Below are 19562 nucleotides of genomic sequence, written 5' to 3' on the forward strand. Positions count from 1 at the left end.
CAGCGCAGACCCAGCCGACCGCGCCAAGGTCATCCCCGCCTCGGCACTTGCCGTCCGCCGCCGTGCCTGGAGCGTCCGCTCAGAGCACCAACTCGTTGGCGCCGAGGATGGCCATCAGGATGGAGACGATGATGCCGGCGATGACGACGCCGAGCCCGATGATGAGCACCGGCTCCAGCAATGTCAGCATGCGCTGCACACTGGCCCGGGTCTCGCGGTCGAAGATGTCCGCCACCTTGGCGAGCATGGCGTCCAGGGTGCCCGATTCCTCGCCGACGCGAATCATCTGCAACGCCAGCTCCGGCAGCACCTGACGCGTCGCCAGGGGCTCGGCGAGGCCGCGGCCGTGCTTGAGACCATCCGCCACCTCACCCAGCCCATCGCCGATCTTGCGATTGTCCACCACCTCCTTCGCCAGATTCAGGCCCGAGAGCAGCGGCAGACCGTTCTTGAGCAGAGTGGAGAGCGTATGGCAGAAGCGGGCAGTCTCCATCTTCCAGATCAGGTCGCCGAACAGCGGCAGGGCCATGACCCAATAGTCGAAGCGGCGTCGGTTGTCAGGATTCATGAGCCAGCGCTCCAGCACCAAGGCGACAACGGCCACCGCCACCAGGAGCGCCCACCAGTAACCGCGCACGATCTCGCCGGCGCCGACGACGATGCGCGTCGGCAGCGGCAGTGCCGCGCCCATGTCATCGAACAGCACGGTGAACTGCGGCACCACGAACACCAGCAGCAGGATCACCGACAGCCCGGCGACGAAGAGCAGGATACTCGGGTACACCAGGGCCGAGGTCACGGTGCCGCGCAGCTCGGCGCTGCGCTCCAGATAGTCCGCGAGCCGGCCGAGCACCTCGTCGACGGCGCCGCTGGCCTCGCCGGCGCGCACCATGTTGACGTAGAGCCGCGGGAATTGGCCGTCCTGGGCCTCCAGCGCCGCGGACAGGGTGGCGCCGCCGCGCACCCGGTCCTGAAGATCCGCCAGCACCCGCACCACGTGCTCTTCGGTGGTGAGACCCGCCAGCACCGTCAACGAGCGGTCCAGCGCCAGCCCCGCCTGCAGCAGCGTCGCCAACTGCCGGGTGACGATCTCCACGTCCTTTGCGCTCAGGCGCTTGCGTCGGCGCCGCGCCAGCGTCGCCGTGAGACCGCCGGCGGAGCGGGTCTGCAGCGGGATCAGGCCCTCGGCCTGGAGGCGCACCACCAGCGCCGCCTCATCGAGTGCCTCCTGCTCGCCTTCGACCTCTTCGCCGTCGAGCTTGACTGCTTTGTAGAAATATCTCGGCATGTCGATGAAGCACGGTACCGCGGTCGAGCAGCGTCACACAGCGATGATCGCGGCAAGTGACGCAGGTTCCTGCGTTGGAGTCTGGTTGCAGCGCGAAGGGCTGTCAAACGCAGCCTGGGGGGGGTGAGACGTGAGAGGTGAGGACGCCCTGCCGGGAAGGCCCGGTGGCGCATCGCTTGGCCATGCGCCCGCTGCCCAGCAGTCACATATCCTCGGTCACGCGCCTCAATCCTCACTGACGGAGGCCACGCGCAGTACCTCTTCCACCGTCGTATGCCCCGCCGCGGCCTTGCGCAGGCCGTCCTGGTACATGGTGAGCATGTCCTGCTCCACGGCGATACGCTGGATCTCGGTGGCCGTGGCATGATTCAGCACCGCCTGGCGGATGCGATCGGTCATCAGCAGCACCTCGGCGATCACCAGCCGACCACGGTAGCCGCTGCCCTGGCAGGCCTCGCAGCCGCGTGGGCGGTAGAGGGTGAGATTCGACTCGTCGACGCCGGGCAGATTCAGGAAGCGCGCCGCCATCTCCGGGCGCGGCCGGAAGGGCTCGCGGCACGTGGGGCAGAGCCGGCGCACCAGCCGCTGCGCCAGAATGCCGTTGATGGTGCTGGTGAGCAGATAGTCTTCCACGCCCATATCCAGCAGACGCGTCACGCCGCTGGCGGCATCGTTGGTGTGCAGCGTGGACAGCACCACGTGGCCGGTGAGGGCGGATTGCACGGCGATGCGGGCGGTTTCCAGATCACGCATCTCGCCCACCATGATCACGTCCGGGTCCTGGCGCACGATGGCGCGCAGGGCATGGGCGAAGGTCATGCCGATGCTGGCCTTCACCGGGATCTGGTTGATGCCGGCCACCTGATACTCCACCGGGTCCTCCACGGTGATGATCTTGCGCGCCTCGGTATTGAGCCGCGACAGCGCCGTGTAGAGGGTGGTGCTCTTGCCGCTGCCGGTGGGGCCGGTGACCAGGAAGATGCCGTAGGGCTGATCCAGGATCTGCAGCACCCGCTGCCGCGGCGGGCCGTCGAAGCCCAGGGCATCGAAGTCGAAGCGCACCGACTCCTTGTCCAGCAGACGCATGACCACGCTTTCACCGAACATGGTAGGCACTGTGGACACGCGCAGGTCCAGCTCCCTGCCCTGCACGCGCAGCGGGATGCGCCCATCCTGGGGCAGGCGGCGCTCGGCGATGTTGAGCTTGGCCATGATCTTGATGCGCGAGATCACGGCGGCGGTGGAGCGCACCGGCGGCGATTCAGTCTCCTTCAGGATGCCGTCGATGCGGTAGCGGACCTTCAGCTCATCGGCGAAGGGCTCGATGTGCACGTCCGACGCCCGCGACTCCACCGCCCGCTGCATGATTTGGTTCACCAGCCGGATCACCGGGGCCTCGCTGGCGAGATCGCGCAGGTGCTCGATGTCCTCTTCCGAGAAATTGCCGAGATCGGCCTCCATGTCCGCATCCGGCTCGCCGGCCTCCGGCGTCTCATAAAGGCGCTCCAGCGCCGCTTCGATCTCCGTCGGCAGCCCCACGCGCAGTCGCGCCTGCCGCCCGGCGGCCATTTCCGCGGCGCGCACGGCGGAATGGTCGACGGGGTCGGCGACCGCCAGCTCCAGCATGTCGGCCTCTTCGCGCAGCGGCACCATGCGTGCGTCTTTCAGAAAGCGCAGGCTGAGCTCCGCCTCCGCCACCGGGGCGTCCGGGTAATCCTCGGCGGTGATGAGGCCCAGATTCAGCACCGCCGCATAGGCCGCGGCCATGTCGCGATCCGACACTAACCCTAAGCGCACGAGCATGGTGCGCAGCGCCTCGGCACCGTCGTCGGCGAGCTTGCGGGCGCGCGCGAGATCGCCGTCGGAGAGCTTGCCGTGGCTGCGCAGGTGGGCGATCACCGCCGCCTCGGGCGAGTCTGTATCCGCGGTGGCCACGGCCGACGCCGGCTCCGGCGATGTCGGCGAGGCGTGTGCCGGTGCCACAGCAACGGCCGAAGATTCGGGCAGCGCCTGTGGGTGAACGGGTGGGTGCGTCGGCTGTAATGCACTCGAGGCGGCGTCCGTCGCCTGGGTCTGGGCGGTGGCGCCGTCAGCGGCGAGCGGCGGTTGCCCGGCGGCAGCTGGTGCGGGCCCGGGGGAGGGCGATGGCGCCGGTGTGGCATCGACGGCTGCATCCGGGGCTGCCGGCGCCGTACGTGGCGCCGCCGCGGGCCCGGGCGATCGCCGGCGAGACACGACCTGCCGGGCGTTCTCCCCCGCGTCCCCCAGCAACTCGTCCGCGAAGTCCAGGTTGAGATCGATTCCGGGCCCGGGCAAGACATCGGCTGCGGCGGCGATGTCCGCGTCGAAGTCCTCCTCGGGCATGGAATGCTGGGCGCCAGGCGGCCGATCATTGGACTGCTGTCGGCGTTGGAAGGTGTCGGACATGGCTCGGCTCGGGCAATGCTCAAGGGTCTCGGCGGGGGCTGCGCGTCGGCAGGCCTCCACCATGTGACAGGCCGTTCAGGGTGGGCGGCGGCGCTGGGTGTCTGGATCGCTCAAAACGCCCCGGCAAAGCGCTCCTCAGCGGTGCCTGGGTGTGCGGGTGCCGCTGCCGCAGTACGCCGCGGGCGTCATCGCAGCGACACGGTCTCAGGAGCGCTCCGGCGACGCCGGGCGCTCGCGCTCGACCAAGCCCACGCGCCAATGCACGAGACTGTACAGACCGGCCCAGCCCGCCAGCAGCAGCCATTGCTCCGATGGCATCAGGCTACGGGCGCCGATGGCACTGGCCGCGGCGGCCCCCATCAGCACATACGCCCAGAATAGCGTCCGCCACGTTGACCAACCAGCCAGCACCAGCCGCTGGTAATGGTGCTCGCGATGGGCTTCCCACACCGGCGCGCCGCGGGCGAAGCGCACGAGCAGGGTCCAGGTGGCATCCACCGCAAAGGGCGAAAACACCAGGACGCCCAGCCAGAGCGGAAACAAGCCGCGCCCCGCGCCCCAGAGCAGCAGCACCGCTGCCCAAAAACCGAGCACCGTCGAGCCCACATCACCGAGGAAAATAGCGGCTCGCGGCAGGTTGTGCAGCAGAAAGCCGCCGGCGGCTGCGGCGATGACCGCCGCCACCAGTGCATAGTCCGGCGCTCCCGCGAGCAGCCCCAGCAACGCCAGCGCGCCGAAGCCAAAAACCGCCATGCCCCCGGCGAGACCGTCCATGCCATCCATAAAATTGTAGAGGTTGGTCATCCAGACGACGAACAAGAGGGTGAGCGCCGGCGCCAGCCAGAGCGGCAGCATGAGCCCGGCAAGGCCCGGCAGCCCCAGGGTGCGCCAGACGACGCCGGCGGCCATGACCAGCACGGCCGCCACCAACTGCGCCGCCAGGCGGTAGCGGGCCGGCACATGGTGGCGATCGTCGAACAGGGACACACCGGCCAGCAGTGCGGTGGCGAGCACCACCGCCGCCACGGCCCAACCGATGCCTGGCGTCGGCAGCCAGGGCAGCGCCAGCGCCAGGCCGCCGGCGACACCCGCCAGGACGCCAACGCCGCCGGTGCGCGGCACCGGCGCGTGGTGCAGTGAGCGCGCGTTGGGCTGATCGAGGATGCGCAGCAAGCTGATCCTGTTGCGCCGCAGCAGCCACACCAGGAGCGACGCGATCAGAAAGCTCAGCAGCAGCGCGGCGGTGCCGATGGCCAGCGGCGGCGCTCCGCCGGGGACCGCCGCCGACGACAGGGTGAGCGCCTGCGGGTACATCCGCCGCGCCGCTCGCTACTGTGGGCGCATCAACTTGGACGCCACCGCCTCGCGCTGATCGCGGCCGACCAACAACTCGACGAGCTGCAACGCGAAGTCCATCGCCGTTCCCGGGCCACGCGACGTAACCACCCGGGCGTCGACCACCACGGGCTCGTCGCTGAGGCGAATCCGTGGATGCTTGCGAGTGTCCAGCGCTCCGGGAAAGCTGGTTGCGACGCGCCCGTCCAGCAAGCCCGCATTGGCGAGCACAAGGGGCGCCGCGCAGATGGCGGCACACCAGCGACCCTGCCCGGCGTGGCGGGAGAGCAGCCGGTGCAGGCGCTCATCGGCGTCGAGATTGGTGGCACCCGGCAGACCGCCAGGCAGGACCACCATGTCGAAATCCTGCCCGGCGACCGTCTCCAGGGTGGTGTCAGGCACCAGGACGGTGCCGCGACTCGCCTTCACCGGCGCCGCATCCAGGCCGGCGGTGACCACCTCGATGCCGGCGCGACGCAGCAGATCGATAATGGTCACAGCCTCCAGTTCTTCGCAGCCCTGTGCCAAGGGCACCAGTACCCGGGTCATCGCAGATCATCTCCTCCGCCGACGGCGGTCGTCGCTGTGAGATCAGGGGGTGGCGGGACAGTCACTCGCGCTTGGCTGCCGCGCCGCGAAACAGATTGAGGCCCTTCAAGACGTTGAGTGCTTCGGCCAATTGGTAATCTTCCGCCACCAGCGACGCCCCCTGGTCCTCGTCGGACTCGACGGCGACGTCACCGTTGGCCGGGTCCTCGAGATGCCGCATGAGATCGGCTTCTTTGATGGGCGCCACTTCCGGCGCTTGCTCCAACGCCACCTTGCCGCGCACCAGGCGAATATCGGGCTCGATGCCGAGGGCCTGGATGGAGCGCCCCGACGGCGTGTAGTAGCGTGCCGTGGTGAGCTTGAGCGCGGTGCGGTCGTCGATGGGAACGATGGTTTGCACCGAGCCCTTGCCGAAGGTCTTCTCACCCATGATCACCGCACGGCCCTGATCCTGCAATGCCCCGGCGACGATCTCCGAGGCCGAGGCGCTGCCGCTGTTTACCAGCACCGCCAGCGGCGCGCCGTCGAGGACGTCGTTCGGCCCGGCTTTGAACTCGAGCTTGGCGTCCTCGTTCCGGCCCATGGTGTAGACAATGAGCCCGTCGTCGAGGAAGGCATCGCTGACGCCGACGGCGGCGTTGAGGACACCCCCGGGATTGTTGCGCAAATCCAGCACCACGCCGTTGAGGCCCTGGCTGTTCTCGGCTTTCAGCTCCGCCACGGCCGCCAGCAGGTCTTCGGTGGTGCGGGCCTGGAAGTTCGAGAGCCGCAGGTAGCCATAGCCGGGCTCCAGGGTGCGACCCTTGACACTGGCGACTTTGATGACGTCGCGCACGATGGTGACCTGGATGGGGTTACCCTCGCCTTCGCGCACGACCGTGAGCCCGATCTCCGATCCGGGCTTGCCGCGCATGAGCGCCACGGCCTCGCTCAGACTGAGACCTTTCACGGGCTTGCCGTCGATGCGCACGATGAGGTCGCCGGCGCGCATGCCGGCGCGTGCAGCCGGGGTGTCGTCAATCGGGGCGATGACCTTCACGAAGCCGTCTTCCAGGCCCACCTCGATGCCGAGGCCACCGAATTCACCGGTGGTGCCCACCCGCAGATCGCGATAGGCCTCCGGGTCGAGGTAGGAGGAATGCGGATCGAGGCCACCCAGCATGCCGCGAATGGCGCTGGCGAGCAGCTCGCGGTCGTCCACATTCTCGACGTAGTCGCTCTTGATGCGCCCGAATACCTCGGCGAAGGTGCGAAGATCATCTAGCGGCAGGTTGCTGTCGTTGCTCGTCTGCGCCGATGTGCCCGCACCGTCCGGCGTGCCGTCAGTGGCCGCGGGCGCTGCGTCCGGGGCCGCCTCACCCGCGCTGGCTCCCGGGCGCTCGACATCGGGCTGCTCGGTGACGGCGGGCCCCACGGGGGCTGGCGCGGCGCCGGACGGGTCATCATGCGACGCGGGCTGTGCCTCGTCGTGCGGCGGCGACACCGGCGCCGGTGGCTGGTGCGGTGTCACCTGTGCCTGGATGCGCAATGACGTATCCGCCGACAACGGTGCGACGCCGACGCAGAGGGCGCCGAGCAGTGCCGCCAGGACAGCGGCCGGAGCGCAGTGGGTTTGCTGGGTCATGGGCGTCTCGGGGCGCCTCGGGCGCTGGTCAGTTCATGATGAAAACCGCCGATGCCGCAGCGGCGGCGGCGGCGGCGGCGGCTCGAATCCGCAACATTAGAAGGCGAACCGGCGTCGACGTTCCGTCGTGCACGCAAGCCATGGTGCGGCATCGGTGGCGATGGCGCGCGCCGACTCAGCCGGACTGCGATTCCAGCCAGGGTGCCGGGTCCACGGGCGCGCCATTGTGGCGCAACGCGAAGTATAGCCTCCCGGCTGCGATCTCCGCGCCGACGTCATCCATATCGGTGCGCGAGAGCCTCCCCGAAAGGGCCAGGACATCGTCCGCATCCACCCATTCACCGACTTCTTTGAGCAGCGCTTGATTGTGGCCGTAGAGGGTCATGTAACCGTCGCCATGGTCGACCACCATCAAGAGCCCGAAACCTCGCAGCCAGTCGGCATAGACGACCTGGCCATGGTGCACCGGAAAGACCTCGCTGCCGACGGGGGCGGCGAACAGGATGCCGTCGGCGTGCAAATCGCCCGGCCGCGCCCGGCCGGCGAAGGCACGCACCAGGCGGGCACCGGTAATGGGCCAGGGCAGCTCGCCGCGGCGGCGGTGAAAGGCGTCCGCGGTGATGGCGATCTCTTCGGCGATTTTCGCCCGCAGGCGCAGCTCGGCCACCACCTCCCGCAGGGCGGTGGCATGGGCGTCGAGTTCGGCGACCGCTGCCCGGTCGGCGGCGATGGCCACCTCCAAGTCCGCCAGCACGGCGCGGCGGGCCTCGCTCGCCGCCCGCAAGACCGCTTGCGCGCGACGCTCCTCGGCCGCCAGCGTCGCCAGCCGCTGGACCTCGCGCTCGGCGGCTTGCCGCAGCCGCGCCAGCGTCTGACCCAGCCGCTCCACAGCCGCCGTCTGCGCTGTCCGCAGGCGGCCCACGGCGCGCAGGTAGCCGAGCTGGCGGCCGATACGCGCAGGATCCTGTTGATTCAGCAGCAGGCGTAGCCGGTCGTCCGATCCCATCGCATAGGCGCCGCGCAGCAGCGCCCGCAACTGCTCGCGCGCCGCCGCAAGGTCGCTTCGGGCCTGGACGAGGCGTTTGTTGAGCCGCGCCGCCAGCGCCTCTTGCGCCGCGTGGCGCTCGGCGAGATCGCGCACCGCAAGGGCCAGATCAGCAATCTGCTGGTCGCTACGCTCGAGTGCGGCATACAGGGCATCGCGATCGGTTTCGCGCTCGTTGAGCGCCTCGCGCAGGTCGGCGATGCGCGCTTCGGTGGCACGCAGATCCGCTTCCTGCGCCTCCAGCGGCTGAGCCGGCGAGGCCGCAGCGGCGGGCGGTGCCGCACCCGTTGCGGCGCTCGCCAGCAGCAGCAGGCACAGCGTCGGCAGTCGCAGCAGTCGACGACGGACGGCGGTGTCGCCGCGCCCGGACGCCCGCCCCGGGGTCGGTTGCGACACCGACACCACGGTCGGCGATGCGCCACGCACCGTCCGTGGGCGGCGGTGTTGGGTGGACCGAAAGTTTATTATCGTTTGGTGATGGATTGATATAGAATCTCCGCCCATGATAACCGAAGTCCCGCCAACGCCGAATCCCGTGCTCAATCCGATGCGCGATGCCGACGTCGAGCTGTTCGCCGATGACGCCGACATCGAGCGCGCGTCGCGGTCGCTCAAGGCCATGTCGCATCCGCTGAGACTCAAGATATTGTGCACCCTGGGCGCCGAAGAGGTCAGCGTTCAGGATATCGTCGAGCACGTGGGCACGTCGCAGAGCAACATCTCGCAGCACCTCGCCATCCTGCGCGACAAGGGCATCCTCGCCTCGCGCAAGGACGCCAACCGCGTCTACTATCGCGTGGGCGACGCGCGCACGCTGCAGCTCATCGGCATGATGCGGGAGGTCTTTTGCCACCATTCGCGCTGAGCGCCCGTTGCGCGTCACCCGACCTCGAGTGGTGACGACCTGCGCACACGACCGTATACTCGCCGCTCCTGATTGCAACCCATGCCGCTCGGACCGGCCAAGATCCGGGCGCAACCCTCACGGCTCCTCCCAATGCAGGCACAGATCTTCGAGTTCATGGGCAACCATTGGGTGTTGTTCATGGCCCTGGGCGTGATCCTCGGGCTGCTCACCTACAACCTCCTGGTCGGTGACAAGGGCTCCGTAGACCCGGTGGCTGCCACGGCACTGATCAACCAGCAGGAGGCGGCTGTGGTGGATGTCCGCCCGGCCGCGGACTTCGCCAAGGGCCATATCCTGCATGCCACCAATATCCCGATGAACGGGTTCAAGAATCAAACCGGCGCGCTCAGCAAGTACAAGGACAAGCCCATCATCGTCACCTGCCGTTCCGGGGCGCAGTCCCAAGCGGCCTGCCATGTGCTGCGTAAAGCGGGCTTCCCTGAGGTGTACAATCTCAAAGGCGGTGTGCTCGCCTGGGAGAGCGCCAACCTCCCGCTGACACGCAAGAAGCGCTGAAGCAATCGTCAGCGTAGAGCCAATCCCCGCACGCCATCACAATCGCGGCACGCCAACGGGGCAGATCATCCCGGAGCACATCAACATGGCCGAAGATACCCAAGCCCAGGCCGGCGCCGAACGTCAGTTCACGCTGCGCACGGTCTACCTCAAGGATCTTTCCTTCGAGTCGCCCAACGCGCCCGAGGTCTTTCAGGGCGAATGGAAGCCCGAAACCGCCCTGCACATGGATATCCAGGTGAGCCAGTTGGAGGCCCACACCCACGAAATCGTGCTCACCATCACGGTCACCGCCAAGGCCGGCGAGAAGACCGCCTACCTGGTGGAGGTCCAGCAGGCCGGCATCGTCAGCGCCCAGGGCTTCGAGCAGCAGGACTATGGGCCACTGTTTTATGTCTACTGCCCCAGTATCCTGTTCCCCTATGCCCGCCAGGCCGTCACCGACGTGGTTGCCAAGGGCGGCTTCCCGCAACTGGTGCTCCAGCACATCAACTTCGACGCCATCTACGCACAGAAACTCGCCGAGCAGCAGCAAGGCGGCGTCGACGGCGCCGACCAGACCGCCACGCCTCAGCCCACCACCCACTGAGCCGCCGTCGTGACCGGACATCCACGGGAGCAGATCGCCGTCCTCGGCGCCGGTTCCTGGGGCACTGCGCTCGCCTTGCTGCTCTGCCGCAACGGTCACGGCGTGCGCCTGTGGGGGCACGATCCGGCCCACGTCGATGCGCTGGCGCGCGACGGCGAGAACCGCTGCTACCTGCCGGGGTTCCCATTGCCCGAAACACTGTCACCAACGGCGACGCTGGAAACGGCGCTCGACGGCGCCACCGGCGTGCTGGTGGTGGTGCCGAGCCAGTTCTTCGGTGCCGTGCTCGCGCAGTTGGCGCCCGTGCTGCCGGCGGCCCTCGGCGTCGCCTGGGCCACCAAGGGCTTCGAGCCCGACAGCGGTCGGCTCCTGCACGAAGTGGCCCTGGAGTGCCTTGGGCCGCGGCAGCTTGGCATACTTTCGGGGCCCAGCTTCGCGCGCGAAGTGGCACGCGGCCTGCCCACGGCCATCACCGTCGCCGCCTCCACACCAGGCTACGCGCAGCGCCTGGCGGATCTGGTGCACGGGCCACGTTTTCGTGCTTACACCCAGAACGATCTCATCGGCGTGCAGGTGGGCGGTGCGGCGAAGAATGTCATCGCCATCGCCAATGGCATCGCCGACGGTTTGGGGTTTGGCGCCAACACCCGCGCCGCGCTCATTACCCGTGGCCTCGCCGAGATCATCCGTCTGGGCGAGGCGCTCGGCGCCCGGCGCGAGACCTTCATGGGCCTGGCCGGTCTCGGCGACCTGGTGCTGACCTGCACCGACGACCAATCCCGTAACCGCCGCCTGGGACTGGCGCTGGCGGCCAACACACCAGCGGCGCAAGCCATGGCCACGATCGGCCAGGAGGTGGAAGGCGTCGTCACGGCCCGAGCCGTGCATGCGATGGCCGCCAGACACGGCATCGAGATGCCCATCGCCGCTGAGGTTCACGCCGTGCTGTACGAGGCTCGCACACCGGGCGAGGCGACGCAGCGGCTGCTGGAGCGCGCGGGCAAGTCCGAGGTCGATCACTGACCGCCGGCTGTGCGGCGCGCAGCTGGGGCCTGCGGCGATCAGTCGTTGGCCCCGGCGAAGCCACATTGGCGCCAGGCCTCGTAGACCACGACCGCCACCGCGTTGGAGAGGTTCAGGCTACGACTTTGGGCCCGCATGGGCAGGCATAGCCGGTGGGCCGGCGACAGGCCGTCGAGCAGCGCCTGCGGCAGCCCGCGGGTCTCGGCCCCGAACAGCAGCGCGTCCCCCGGCTGATAGCAGCAATCGGTGTAGGGGGTGCGCCCGCGGGTGCTGAAGGCCAGGAGCCGGCGCCACTCGACGGCCTCGGCACAGGCCGCAAGGGAGTCATGCACCCGGACCCTGGCGTACTCGCGGTAGTCCAGCCCCGCGCGACGCAGGCGCCGATCCTCGAGCTCGAACCCCAACGGCGCGATCAGATGCAGCGCGGCGCCGGTGTTTGCGCAAAGCCGGATGACGTTGCCGGTATTGGGCGGAATCTCAGGCTGATGCAGGATGACGTGGAACATGGCGCTCACCGTGCTGTCGCGAATCTGCCGGGTACGCATCTGCCCAGCACAGCGGTCGGACATTGACCCCGCTCCGCTGAAGCATGGTATATTAAAAGTTCTGCATATTCCGGACCGGACAGCTGCACCGGCGTGCTCGCCCAGACGCTGCCCGACTCGGCTGAATGACCCGAACACCTGATGGGGAGACGACCATGAGCGACATCGCTGCGCTGAAGAAAGAGAAGCAGGAGCTGATCGACAAGATGCTGGAGATGCAGAAGCAGTTCATCGATCACGAGCACGAGCACGGCGTGACCGGCAAGGATTACTGGGCCTCCGGCGACGGGCTGCTCGCCAGCTATCGCCAAGAGTACATGGACATGGCGAATCGCGTCGTGGACATTGCCCACGAAATCGTCGGCTCCAACCGTCTCTGAGACCAACGCCCCGAGCCCGACGTGCTGAAAGCGACGCCTTTGAACGGGCACAGCCGCAGGCCGCGGTGGTGTGCCCCGGCGCTGGCCGGAGCGTTCCCCGGCTGACGGTCGCCTCGCAGAACGCCCGGCGGACACCCCGCTGCGCGCAAGGCGCCGCGGGGCTTTTCATGTGCGACAACGGTAGCGTGGCGGCGTTGATGCCGCGCTTGAGTGCAGGAGGCCGGTCTCGTGCTCGCGGGGCCCAGACATCCGGGGCGTCGTTGATGTGCGCGAGCAGCGGGCCTTGGCTTCGGATTTCGGCGCCGGGTGGGGGCACGACGGCTGGAACGCTGTCGCCGCGCCCGGCGCGCCCTATTCACCGCATGCCGCGGTCTAGGCCGCGCGAATATGGCGTTGGTACTTGGGCACGTCGTGCATCTCCAGCGCAATCGCGCCGCCGCTGGCAACCAGGGCGGGCACCCCGTTGTGGAAGTGGAGCTCGATCCGGATGGCACCGCGGCTCGCCAGGGGCAGCGGGATCATGTCCCGGTAGGTATAAATGTTGTCGTCGATGTCTCCGCCCGTGCAGGTGAGCGGGGTCGGGGGCAGTACGCCGTGCAGCTCGGGCTGACTCAACAACAAGTCGCCGGCCTGCCACCAGAGGGTCTTTTCTGCCGAGCCGGTCATGGTCTTGATGATGATCGCCCGGGAGAAATGGATCCGTAGGCGCTCCGGGGTGTGCTCGATGACGTCGATCTGGGAATCGGCGAGCTGGATGCTGCTACTGTCCATGGGGGATCGGTGTCTGCGTGGAAGGTCGGTTTCGGCGTGTCCGCGTAGATCGATGCGAAAGGTGCAACATTCAACGCCGGGCCCTATGCACCGTCCTCGTCATCGTCGCCGCCGTTGCCACCGCCAAAATCCATGTTGAGCTCTTTGATTTTACGGGTCAGGGTGTTGCGTCCCCAGCCCAGGAGCTTCGCCGCCTCCTGGCGACGACCGCCGGTGTGCTCCAATGTGACCTGGATGAGGATGCGCTCGAACGCCGGCACGGCCGACGCCAGGATGACGCCGTCGCCCTGGCGCAGCCGGCGGCGCGTCCATGCCCGCAACGCCGTCTCCCACTGCTCGTCGTCGCCGCCCGCACCATCGGCGGCGAAGAGATCCGGCGGTAGATCATTGACGCGAATCTCCTTCGTCGACGCCATGACGGTGAGCCAGCGCGCGGTGTTCTCCAACTGGCGGACATTGCCCGGCCAGTCCAGTCGCTCCAGGTGAGCCAGTGCATCGGCGGCGATGGTCTTGGGCTCACAGTTGAGCTCCACCGCCGCCTGGCTCAGGAAGTGGCGCATGAGCAGACCGATGTCCTCGCGGCGCTCGCGCAGCGGCGGTAAGTGAATGCGGATCACATTGAGCCGATGGAACAAATCCTCGCGGAACCGGCCCTGACGCACATGCTCCTGCAAGTGTTGGTGGGTGGCGGCGATGATGCGTACATCCACCTTGATGGGTGAGAGGCCGCCAACGCGGTAGAACTCGCCATCGGCGAGCACACGCAGGAGTCGGGTCTGCAGCTCCGCGGGCATATCGCCAATCTCGTCGAGGAACAGCGTGCCACCGTCGGCCTGCTCGAAGCGCCCCTCACGGCGTGTCTGTGCGCCGGTGAAGGCGCCACGCTCGTGACCGAACAGCTCGGATTCCATGAGATCGCGCGGGATCGCCGCCATGTTGAGCGCGATGAAGGGTGCGCTCGAGCGGGGACTGTGACGGTGCAGTGCCCGGGCGACGAGCTCCTTGCCGGTGCCGGACTCGCCATTGATCAGCACCGTGATGTTGGAGCGTGCCAGGCGGCCGATGGCGCGAAACACCTCCTGCATGGCGGGGGCCTCGCCAATGATGTCCGGGCTGTTCTCCAACGATACGGCGCCTTCGCTGGCCTGCTCGTGCGCGCGGCAGGCGCGGCGCACCTGATCCACGGCCTCATCCAGATCGAAGGGCTTGGGCAAGTACTCGAAGGCACCGCCATGGAAGGCCGAGACGGCGCTGTCGAGATCCGAGTGCGCCGTCATGATGATCACGGGCAGGCTGGGATAGCGGCTATTGACTTGCTGCAGCAACTCCAGCCCGTCGACACCGGGCATGCGGATGTCCGATAGGATCACATCGGGGCGCCCGCGCATGAGTGCGTCCATGATCCCGACACCATTGGAGAAGCAGGTGACGTCCATGTCCGCCTGCCGCAGGGCGCGCTCGAGCACCCAGCGGATAGAGCGGTCGTCGTCAATCACCCAAACGCTCGGCACCTTGCTCATCGCGAACCTCAGTCGTCGGTGGGCTCGAGGGGTAGGTAGACAAAAAACCGGGTACTGCCCGGCCGGCTCTCGCACTCGATGAGCCCGCCGTGCTGGTTGATGAGCTCTTGTGCAATGGGCAGCCCGAGCCCGCTACCGCCGGTCCGCCCCGACACCATTGGAAAAAAGATGCGATCCAGGAGTTTCTCCGGGATGCCCGGACCCGTGTCTTCGATCTCTACGCGCAACACCAGTCGATGCAGTTCGTTGCCGAGGGTGAATTGCCGCAGCACGCGGGTGCGGAACCTGAGCTCACCATTGTGACCGGCCGCTTCGGCGCCGTTACGGGCGATATTCAGCATGGCCTGAATCAGCCGGTCGGAATCCGCGCGCAAATCCGGAATGCTCGGGTCGTAGTCGCGGATGATGGCCGGTCCGCCGGGATATTCGGCGCTCAGCAGACCGCGGACATGCTCCAGCACATGGTGGATGCTCACATAGCGCAGCTGCGGCAGCTGATTCGGGCCGAGCATGCGGTTGAGCAGCCCCTGGAGCCGGTCCGCTTCGTCGATGATAATGCGCGTGTACTCGCGCAGATCCGGGCTCGGCAGCTCGCGCTCGAGCAGCTGCGCCGCCCCCCGCAGGCCGCCGAGGGGGTTCTTGATCTCGTGGGCGAGGCCGCGAAGCAGCGCCTGGGTGGCCTGATGCTGGGAGATCAGATGCTCCTCGCGCGTGATGCGGATCTGCCGATCCACCTGGTGCAGCTCCATCAACAGGTCGGCGCTCGACTCGAATTGGTGCACTGGTAGCACCGTACAGTTCACTCGGATGACCTCACCGTCGGGCCGCCGCAATTCCACTTCGCGTTCGGTGAACGGCTGGCGGGTCTGCAACGCGTCGCGCAACCGTTCCTCCACAGGCTCGGCGGGGCAGGGCACCAACTCGCCTGCGGTTTTCCCGAGCACGACATTGGCGCTTATGGCGAGCAGAAGCTCGCCGGCGGGGTTGATGTAGCAAAGGCGTAGCTCTGCGTCGAACAACAGTACCGCAGTGTTGAGATTACCCAGGATCGCAGACGCTAGTTGATTGTTTTGCAATGTCTTTTTCTTCATGAAGCTGACTCGATCCGCGGATGGGCAGCAACACATGATGTTGGCATGAGCGGCTCGTCAGCGCCGACAAGGCAGGTACAGTGTGAGCAGCCCAGCGGGCGCCATCGCCTGTCGTGGGCTGTCGAGGCCGCGCGGACTGAGTCAAAGCAAAAACCGCACCAGACTTAAAGAACCCAGTCCCACAGGTGAAACCGCCGCCTAGCGGGCAATTACTACAATACCGTCACAGGTCGACGCCCCATCTGCACAATATTAGTGCAGGATATGCCCTAAACCAGGGCTCAAAGTCGTTTTTCGATCGATGCCACGCACGGCGCTGCCCAGTATCGGGTAGGGATCGTGCATGCGGCCGTGAACGTTACCGCCGAACGGAGGGCGCTCGACGTCTGACGACGGCGCGCCTTGCGCCAACGTGCGGGCACATCAAAGCCGGGCCGTCGAGCATGCGGCGGTGATGCGGCGAAGATCAGGTTTGCTGGAGAGGCGACGCCTGTGGAAGTGGTCCACGGGACGGCTGTGGGTACCAGGCGATGCGACTCAGGACGAATCCGAGGGGAGCGACGTCCCGTGCGGAGCGCGCCGCGGGGAGCGGTTTTGGGCGGGAGGGTCCGTGGATGGCTCGCAGGCGCTTTGCCTGACGGGCGACGTTGGGCCGCCGGTACGGCGCGGTGCCCCGGGTGATGCTCGAATCTGCTTTGGACAGACTTGCGATTGCTTGCCCTAGGCTCGCCCTAGGACTCAGTGCCCTGCGGGCACTGAGCGCAGCCGGGCGGTGGGCCCGGCGCCGGTGCCGACATGGTCGGCGCGACCTTACAGGCTGTAGTACAGGTCGAACTCCACCGGATGCGTCGTCATGCGCAGCTGGGTGACCTCCTGCATCTTCAGCGCGATGTAGCCGTCGATGACATCGTCGGTGAAGACGCCGCCCTGGATCAGGAACTCCCGATCCTTGTCCAGCTCGTCCAGGGCCTGATCCAGCGAATAGCAGACCTGTGGGATCGCCTTCTCTTCTTCGGGCGGCAGATCGTAGAGGTCCTTGTCCATGGCGTCGCCCGGATGGATCTTGTTCTGGATGCCATCGAGGCCCGCCATCATCATCGCCGCGAAGGACAGGTACGGGTTACCCATGCTGTCGGGGAAGCGCACCTCGATGCGGGTCGCCTTGGGATTCGCATCGTGGGGGATTCGGATGGATGCGGAGCGGTTCTTGGCCGAGTAGGCCAGCATCACGGGCGCCTCGAAGCCCGGTACCAGGCGCTTGTAGGAGTTGGTGGAGGCGTTGGTGAAGGCGTTCAGCGCACGGGCATGCTTGATGACGCCACCGATATAGTAGAGCGCGGCCTCAGACAAACCGCCGTACTTGTCGCCGGCGAAGATATTGGTGCCGTCCTTCCCCAGCGACATGTGCACGTGCATGCCGTTGCCGTTGTCACCCACCAGGGGCTTGGGCATGAAGGTCGCCGTTTTACCGTAGGCGTGCGCGACATTGTGCACGCAGTACTTCAGGATCTGGTTCCAGTCGGCGCGCTTCACCAGGGTGGTGAACTTGGTGCCGATCTCGCACTGCCCGGCGGTGGCCACCTCGTGGTGATGCACTTCCACCGGCACGCCCATCTCTTCCATGGCCAGGCACATGGCCGCGCGCAGATCGTTGAGCGAGTCCACCGGCGGCACCGGGAAGTAGCCGCCCTTGACACTCGGGCGGTGGCCCATGTTGCCATCTTCGAAGACGCGCTCGGAGTTCCAGTCGGCCTCGTCGGAGTCCACCTTGTAGAAGGCACCGCTCATGTCCGCACCCCAGCGGACGTCGTCGAGGACGAAGAATTCGGGCTCGGGGCCGAAGAAGGCGGTGTCGGCGATGCCCGTGGACTTGAGGTAGGCCTCGGCACGCTTGCCAACCGAGCGCGGGTCACGCTCATAGCCCTGCATGGTCGCGGGCTCGAGGATGTCGCACCGAACAATCAGTGTGTTTTCGTCGGCGAAGGGGTCCATGACCGCCGTATCCGCCTCAGGCATGAGCACCATGTCAGAGGCCTCGATGCCTTTCCAGCCGGCGATAGAAGAGCCATCGAACATCTTGCCGTCCTGGAACATCGCATCGTCCACCATGCTGGTGGGCAGCGAGACGTGCTGCTCCTTGCCACGCGTGTCGGTGAAGCGCAGGTCCACGAACTTCACGTCTTCGTTCTTGAGGGTCTCCATGATCTTCGATGCCATTCTGTCGGTCTCCGGTGGGTGCAATTTGGGTTTGGGAATTGAGCCGGTAGGGGGTCGGTGCGTCCGAGCCCGCTGCGGTCGGCGTGGATCGCGTCGTTGTTCGTCACGCTGTCTCAGCGAATGCTGAGAGCAGTTTTCGTGCCAGGCTTCAGCAGCGGCGGCAAATTGCGGCGCGCAACCGCGTGACGATGAACTCCGACGGCGCCTGCCCGTGGCCACTGGGCGCGCAAGTAATTGATGACCGGCTCAGCCGCGACGGTGTAGCCCCGCCGCGAGCAGGTGCGACGGCCTGGCGCTTGGTGCAGGCACCATCATCGGCACCACTGGCTTGCCGCACCACGGGGCAGCGCGTGCTCAGTATGCACCATCTCGGTGCGACGCGCCGCAGTACACCTTCACGCCGGAGAAGATCGGGTCGTTGGCGACGGCGGCCTGGGCACGCTCGGCGACGGTGCTGATGCGATCACCCCGGTATGCCGCGGCATCCGACAGGAGTACCTGCACTTCGATCCGACCATTGAGGTAGTGCAGTTGCACCCGCTCGGGGCGTGCGAGCTCTGGCAGGTTGGCCCAATGTGCGGCGAGGCGTGCCAACGCTTCGCGACGGCTGGGCAGGCCCATGGTGGGTGGCGCGGTGGCGTCGTCCTCGGCGTCGATGTGGACCGTGACATCCTCGATCTCGTCGATCCGGTGCTTGAGCTCCTGCTCCACCTTGACACTGATGTGGTGGCCTTCGGAAACACTGATGTAGGGGTCGACCAAGACATGGACGTCCGTCGAGACCGTGCCGCCGATGCGGCGGGTTCGCAGCATGTGCAGGTCGCGCACACCACCCACCTGGAGGATGGTCTCGCGTACGGCGGCGAGCCGCTCAGGATCCAGACCCGTGTCCACCAGCTCACGGACGGCATCGAAACCGAGATCCCAGGCGATGCGGGCGATCATGACGGCCACGATACAAGCCGCGATTGCATCCAAATAGGGCAGACCGGCCAGAGTGCCGCCGATGCCGATGAGCACCACGATGGAGGAAATGGCGTCACTGCGGTGATGCCAGGCATTGGCGCGCAGCATGTCCGATCGCACACGCCGGGCGTAATAAATAGTGTACCAGTAAAGCAATTCGTTGACGCCGATGGACACCAGCGCCGCGAGCAGGGCGATCCAGCCAGGGGTGAGAAGGTCTTCCGGCGAGAACAGACGCAGCGCGGCGTCCCAACTCACACCGATCGCCACGGCCAACAGCAACAGTGCGAGCACCAGCGTGGCCATGGTTTCGTAGCGGCCATGGCCGTAGGGATGCTCGTCGTCCGGACCCCGGCTGGCGTGATGGCCGGCGATCCACACCAAAAGATCCGTGGCGAGGTCCGATAACGAGTGGATGCCGTCGGCCACCAGGGACTGGGACTGCCCGACGATGCCGATGCCGATCTTGAGCGCGGAGAGCGCGGCGTTGGCCAGGCCACCCACCAGCGCGGTGCGGGCGACGGCGCGGCGTCGCTCGGCCAGACGCAGCTCGCTCGTTCGGCCCGGGGCGATGGCTGTTCCCATGCGACTCTCCTGCAACGGTTACGGGGCCGGCGGCGGTGGACATCGACGGGCGCGAGCGTGACCCGCGTCGGTCGGTTCGCAGCGGATTATAGGAAAGACGCCGCCCCGGCACATCGCCGGCTATGGTCGGTCCGACGGCGATGCCGGGATACGCGCCGGATCCAGGTTTGTATGTCTCAGGTGG

17 protein-coding genes are annotated in these 19562 nt (G+C 67.1%); 5 read left to right on the forward strand and 12 right to left on the reverse strand.

From position 1 onward, the window contains the following. Positions 1-79 precede the first annotated feature (79 nt). From QZ588_RS00940 to QZ588_RS00965, 6 genes are all read right to left on the reverse strand, one after another. On the reverse strand, positions 80-1288 hold the full coding sequence (locus QZ588_RS00940) for a type II secretion system F family protein (RefSeq protein WP_295538672.1): 1209 nt from the start codon (positions 1286-1288) through the stop codon (positions 80-82). A gap of 225 nt (positions 1289-1513) precedes the next feature. Continuing rightward, positions 1514-3715, reverse strand: coding sequence for a type II secretion system ATPase GspE (gspE, locus tag QZ588_RS00945; protein WP_366929521.1), 2202 nt, complete (start codon positions 3713-3715; stop codon positions 1514-1516). Positions 3716-3919: 204 nt separating this feature from the next. Next, a complete protein-coding gene (locus QZ588_RS00950; RefSeq protein WP_295538675.1) occupies positions 3920-5029 on the reverse strand; it encodes a glycosyltransferase family 4 protein in 1110 nt (369 codons plus the stop codon). Between the two features lie 15 nt (positions 5030-5044). Next, positions 5045-5599, reverse strand: a complete 555-nt coding sequence (locus tag QZ588_RS00955; protein ID WP_295538677.1) for a DJ-1 family glyoxalase III — start codon at positions 5597-5599, stop codon at positions 5045-5047. Between the two features lie 61 nt (positions 5600-5660). Next, complete coding sequence (locus QZ588_RS00960; protein WP_295538681.1) at positions 5661-7223, reverse strand: S41 family peptidase; 1563 nt, start codon at positions 7221-7223, stop codon at positions 5661-5663. A gap of 175 nt (positions 7224-7398) precedes the next feature. After that, a complete protein-coding gene (locus tag QZ588_RS00965; RefSeq protein ID WP_295538683.1) occupies positions 7399-8664 on the reverse strand; it encodes a peptidoglycan DD-metalloendopeptidase family protein in 1266 nt (421 codons plus the stop codon). A 151-nt stretch (positions 8665-8815) separates the two neighbouring features. Between QZ588_RS00965 and QZ588_RS00970 the strand changes: the two genes are divergently transcribed. The 4 genes from QZ588_RS00970 to QZ588_RS00985 all read left to right on the forward strand — a co-directional run bounded on the left by QZ588_RS00970 (position 8816) and on the right by QZ588_RS00985 (position 11303). Continuing rightward, complete coding sequence (locus tag QZ588_RS00970) at positions 8816-9133, forward strand: metalloregulator ArsR/SmtB family transcription factor (RefSeq protein ID WP_366929522.1); 318 nt, start codon at positions 8816-8818, stop codon at positions 9131-9133. Between the two features lie 132 nt (positions 9134-9265). Next, positions 9266-9691 carry a rhodanese-like domain-containing protein gene (locus QZ588_RS00975; RefSeq protein WP_295538688.1) on the forward strand — a complete coding sequence of 142 codons (426 nt, stop codon included), beginning with the start codon at positions 9266-9268 and terminating at the stop codon, positions 9689-9691. Between the two features lie 85 nt (positions 9692-9776). Further along, positions 9777-10280 carry a protein-export chaperone SecB gene (gene secB, locus QZ588_RS00980; RefSeq protein ID WP_295538691.1) on the forward strand — a complete coding sequence of 168 codons (504 nt, stop codon included), beginning with the start codon at positions 9777-9779 and terminating at the stop codon, positions 10278-10280. A 9-nt stretch (positions 10281-10289) separates the two neighbouring features. Next, positions 10290-11303, forward strand: a complete 1014-nt coding sequence (locus tag QZ588_RS00985; RefSeq protein WP_295538694.1) for an NAD(P)H-dependent glycerol-3-phosphate dehydrogenase — start codon at positions 10290-10292, stop codon at positions 11301-11303. 38 nt (positions 11304-11341) lie between these two features. Here QZ588_RS00985 and QZ588_RS00990 read toward each other — a convergent pair whose 3' ends face one another. After that, positions 11342-11809: a tRNA (cytidine(34)-2'-O)-methyltransferase gene (locus QZ588_RS00990; protein WP_295538752.1), complete on the reverse strand. Its 468-nt coding sequence runs from the start codon at positions 11807-11809 to the stop codon at positions 11342-11344. A 194-nt stretch (positions 11810-12003) separates the two neighbouring features. Here QZ588_RS00990 and QZ588_RS00995 point away from each other — a divergent pair, with 194 nt between their 5' ends. Then, on the forward strand, positions 12004-12228 hold the full coding sequence (locus tag QZ588_RS00995) for a hypothetical protein (protein WP_295538697.1): 225 nt from the start codon (positions 12004-12006) through the stop codon (positions 12226-12228). A 372-nt stretch (positions 12229-12600) separates the two neighbouring features. Here QZ588_RS00995 and QZ588_RS01000 read toward each other — a convergent pair whose 3' ends face one another. The 5 genes from QZ588_RS01000 to QZ588_RS01020 form a co-directional block, all read right to left on the reverse strand. Beyond that, positions 12601-12999, reverse strand: a complete 399-nt coding sequence (locus QZ588_RS01000) for a hypothetical protein (RefSeq protein WP_295538700.1) — start codon at positions 12997-12999, stop codon at positions 12601-12603. Between the two features lie 83 nt (positions 13000-13082). Further along, positions 13083-14519, reverse strand: a complete 1437-nt coding sequence (gene ntrC / locus QZ588_RS01005; protein ID WP_295538703.1) for a nitrogen regulation protein NR(I) — start codon at positions 14517-14519, stop codon at positions 13083-13085. A gap of 8 nt (positions 14520-14527) precedes the next feature. Beyond that, complete coding sequence (glnL, locus tag QZ588_RS01010) at positions 14528-15610, reverse strand: nitrogen regulation protein NR(II) (RefSeq protein WP_295538705.1); 1083 nt, start codon at positions 15608-15610, stop codon at positions 14528-14530. Positions 15611-16420: 810 nt separating this feature from the next. Continuing rightward, the gene (gene glnA / locus QZ588_RS01015) at positions 16421-17827 is read right to left on the reverse strand and encodes a glutamate--ammonia ligase (protein ID WP_295538708.1); all 1407 of its coding nucleotides are present in this window, start codon (positions 17825-17827) and stop codon (positions 16421-16423) included. 354 nt (positions 17828-18181) lie between these two features. Beyond that, positions 18182-19378 (reverse strand): cation diffusion facilitator family transporter, encoded by a 1197-nt coding sequence (locus QZ588_RS01020; protein ID WP_295538711.1) that lies wholly within the window; start codon positions 19376-19378, stop codon positions 18182-18184. Positions 19379-19562: the final 184 nt, after the last annotated feature.

It is taken from the genome of uncultured Thiohalocapsa sp. (assembly GCF_913062725.1).
In the GTDB taxonomy this organism is placed as follows: Bacteria; Pseudomonadota; Gammaproteobacteria; order Chromatiales; family Chromatiaceae; genus Thiohalocapsa.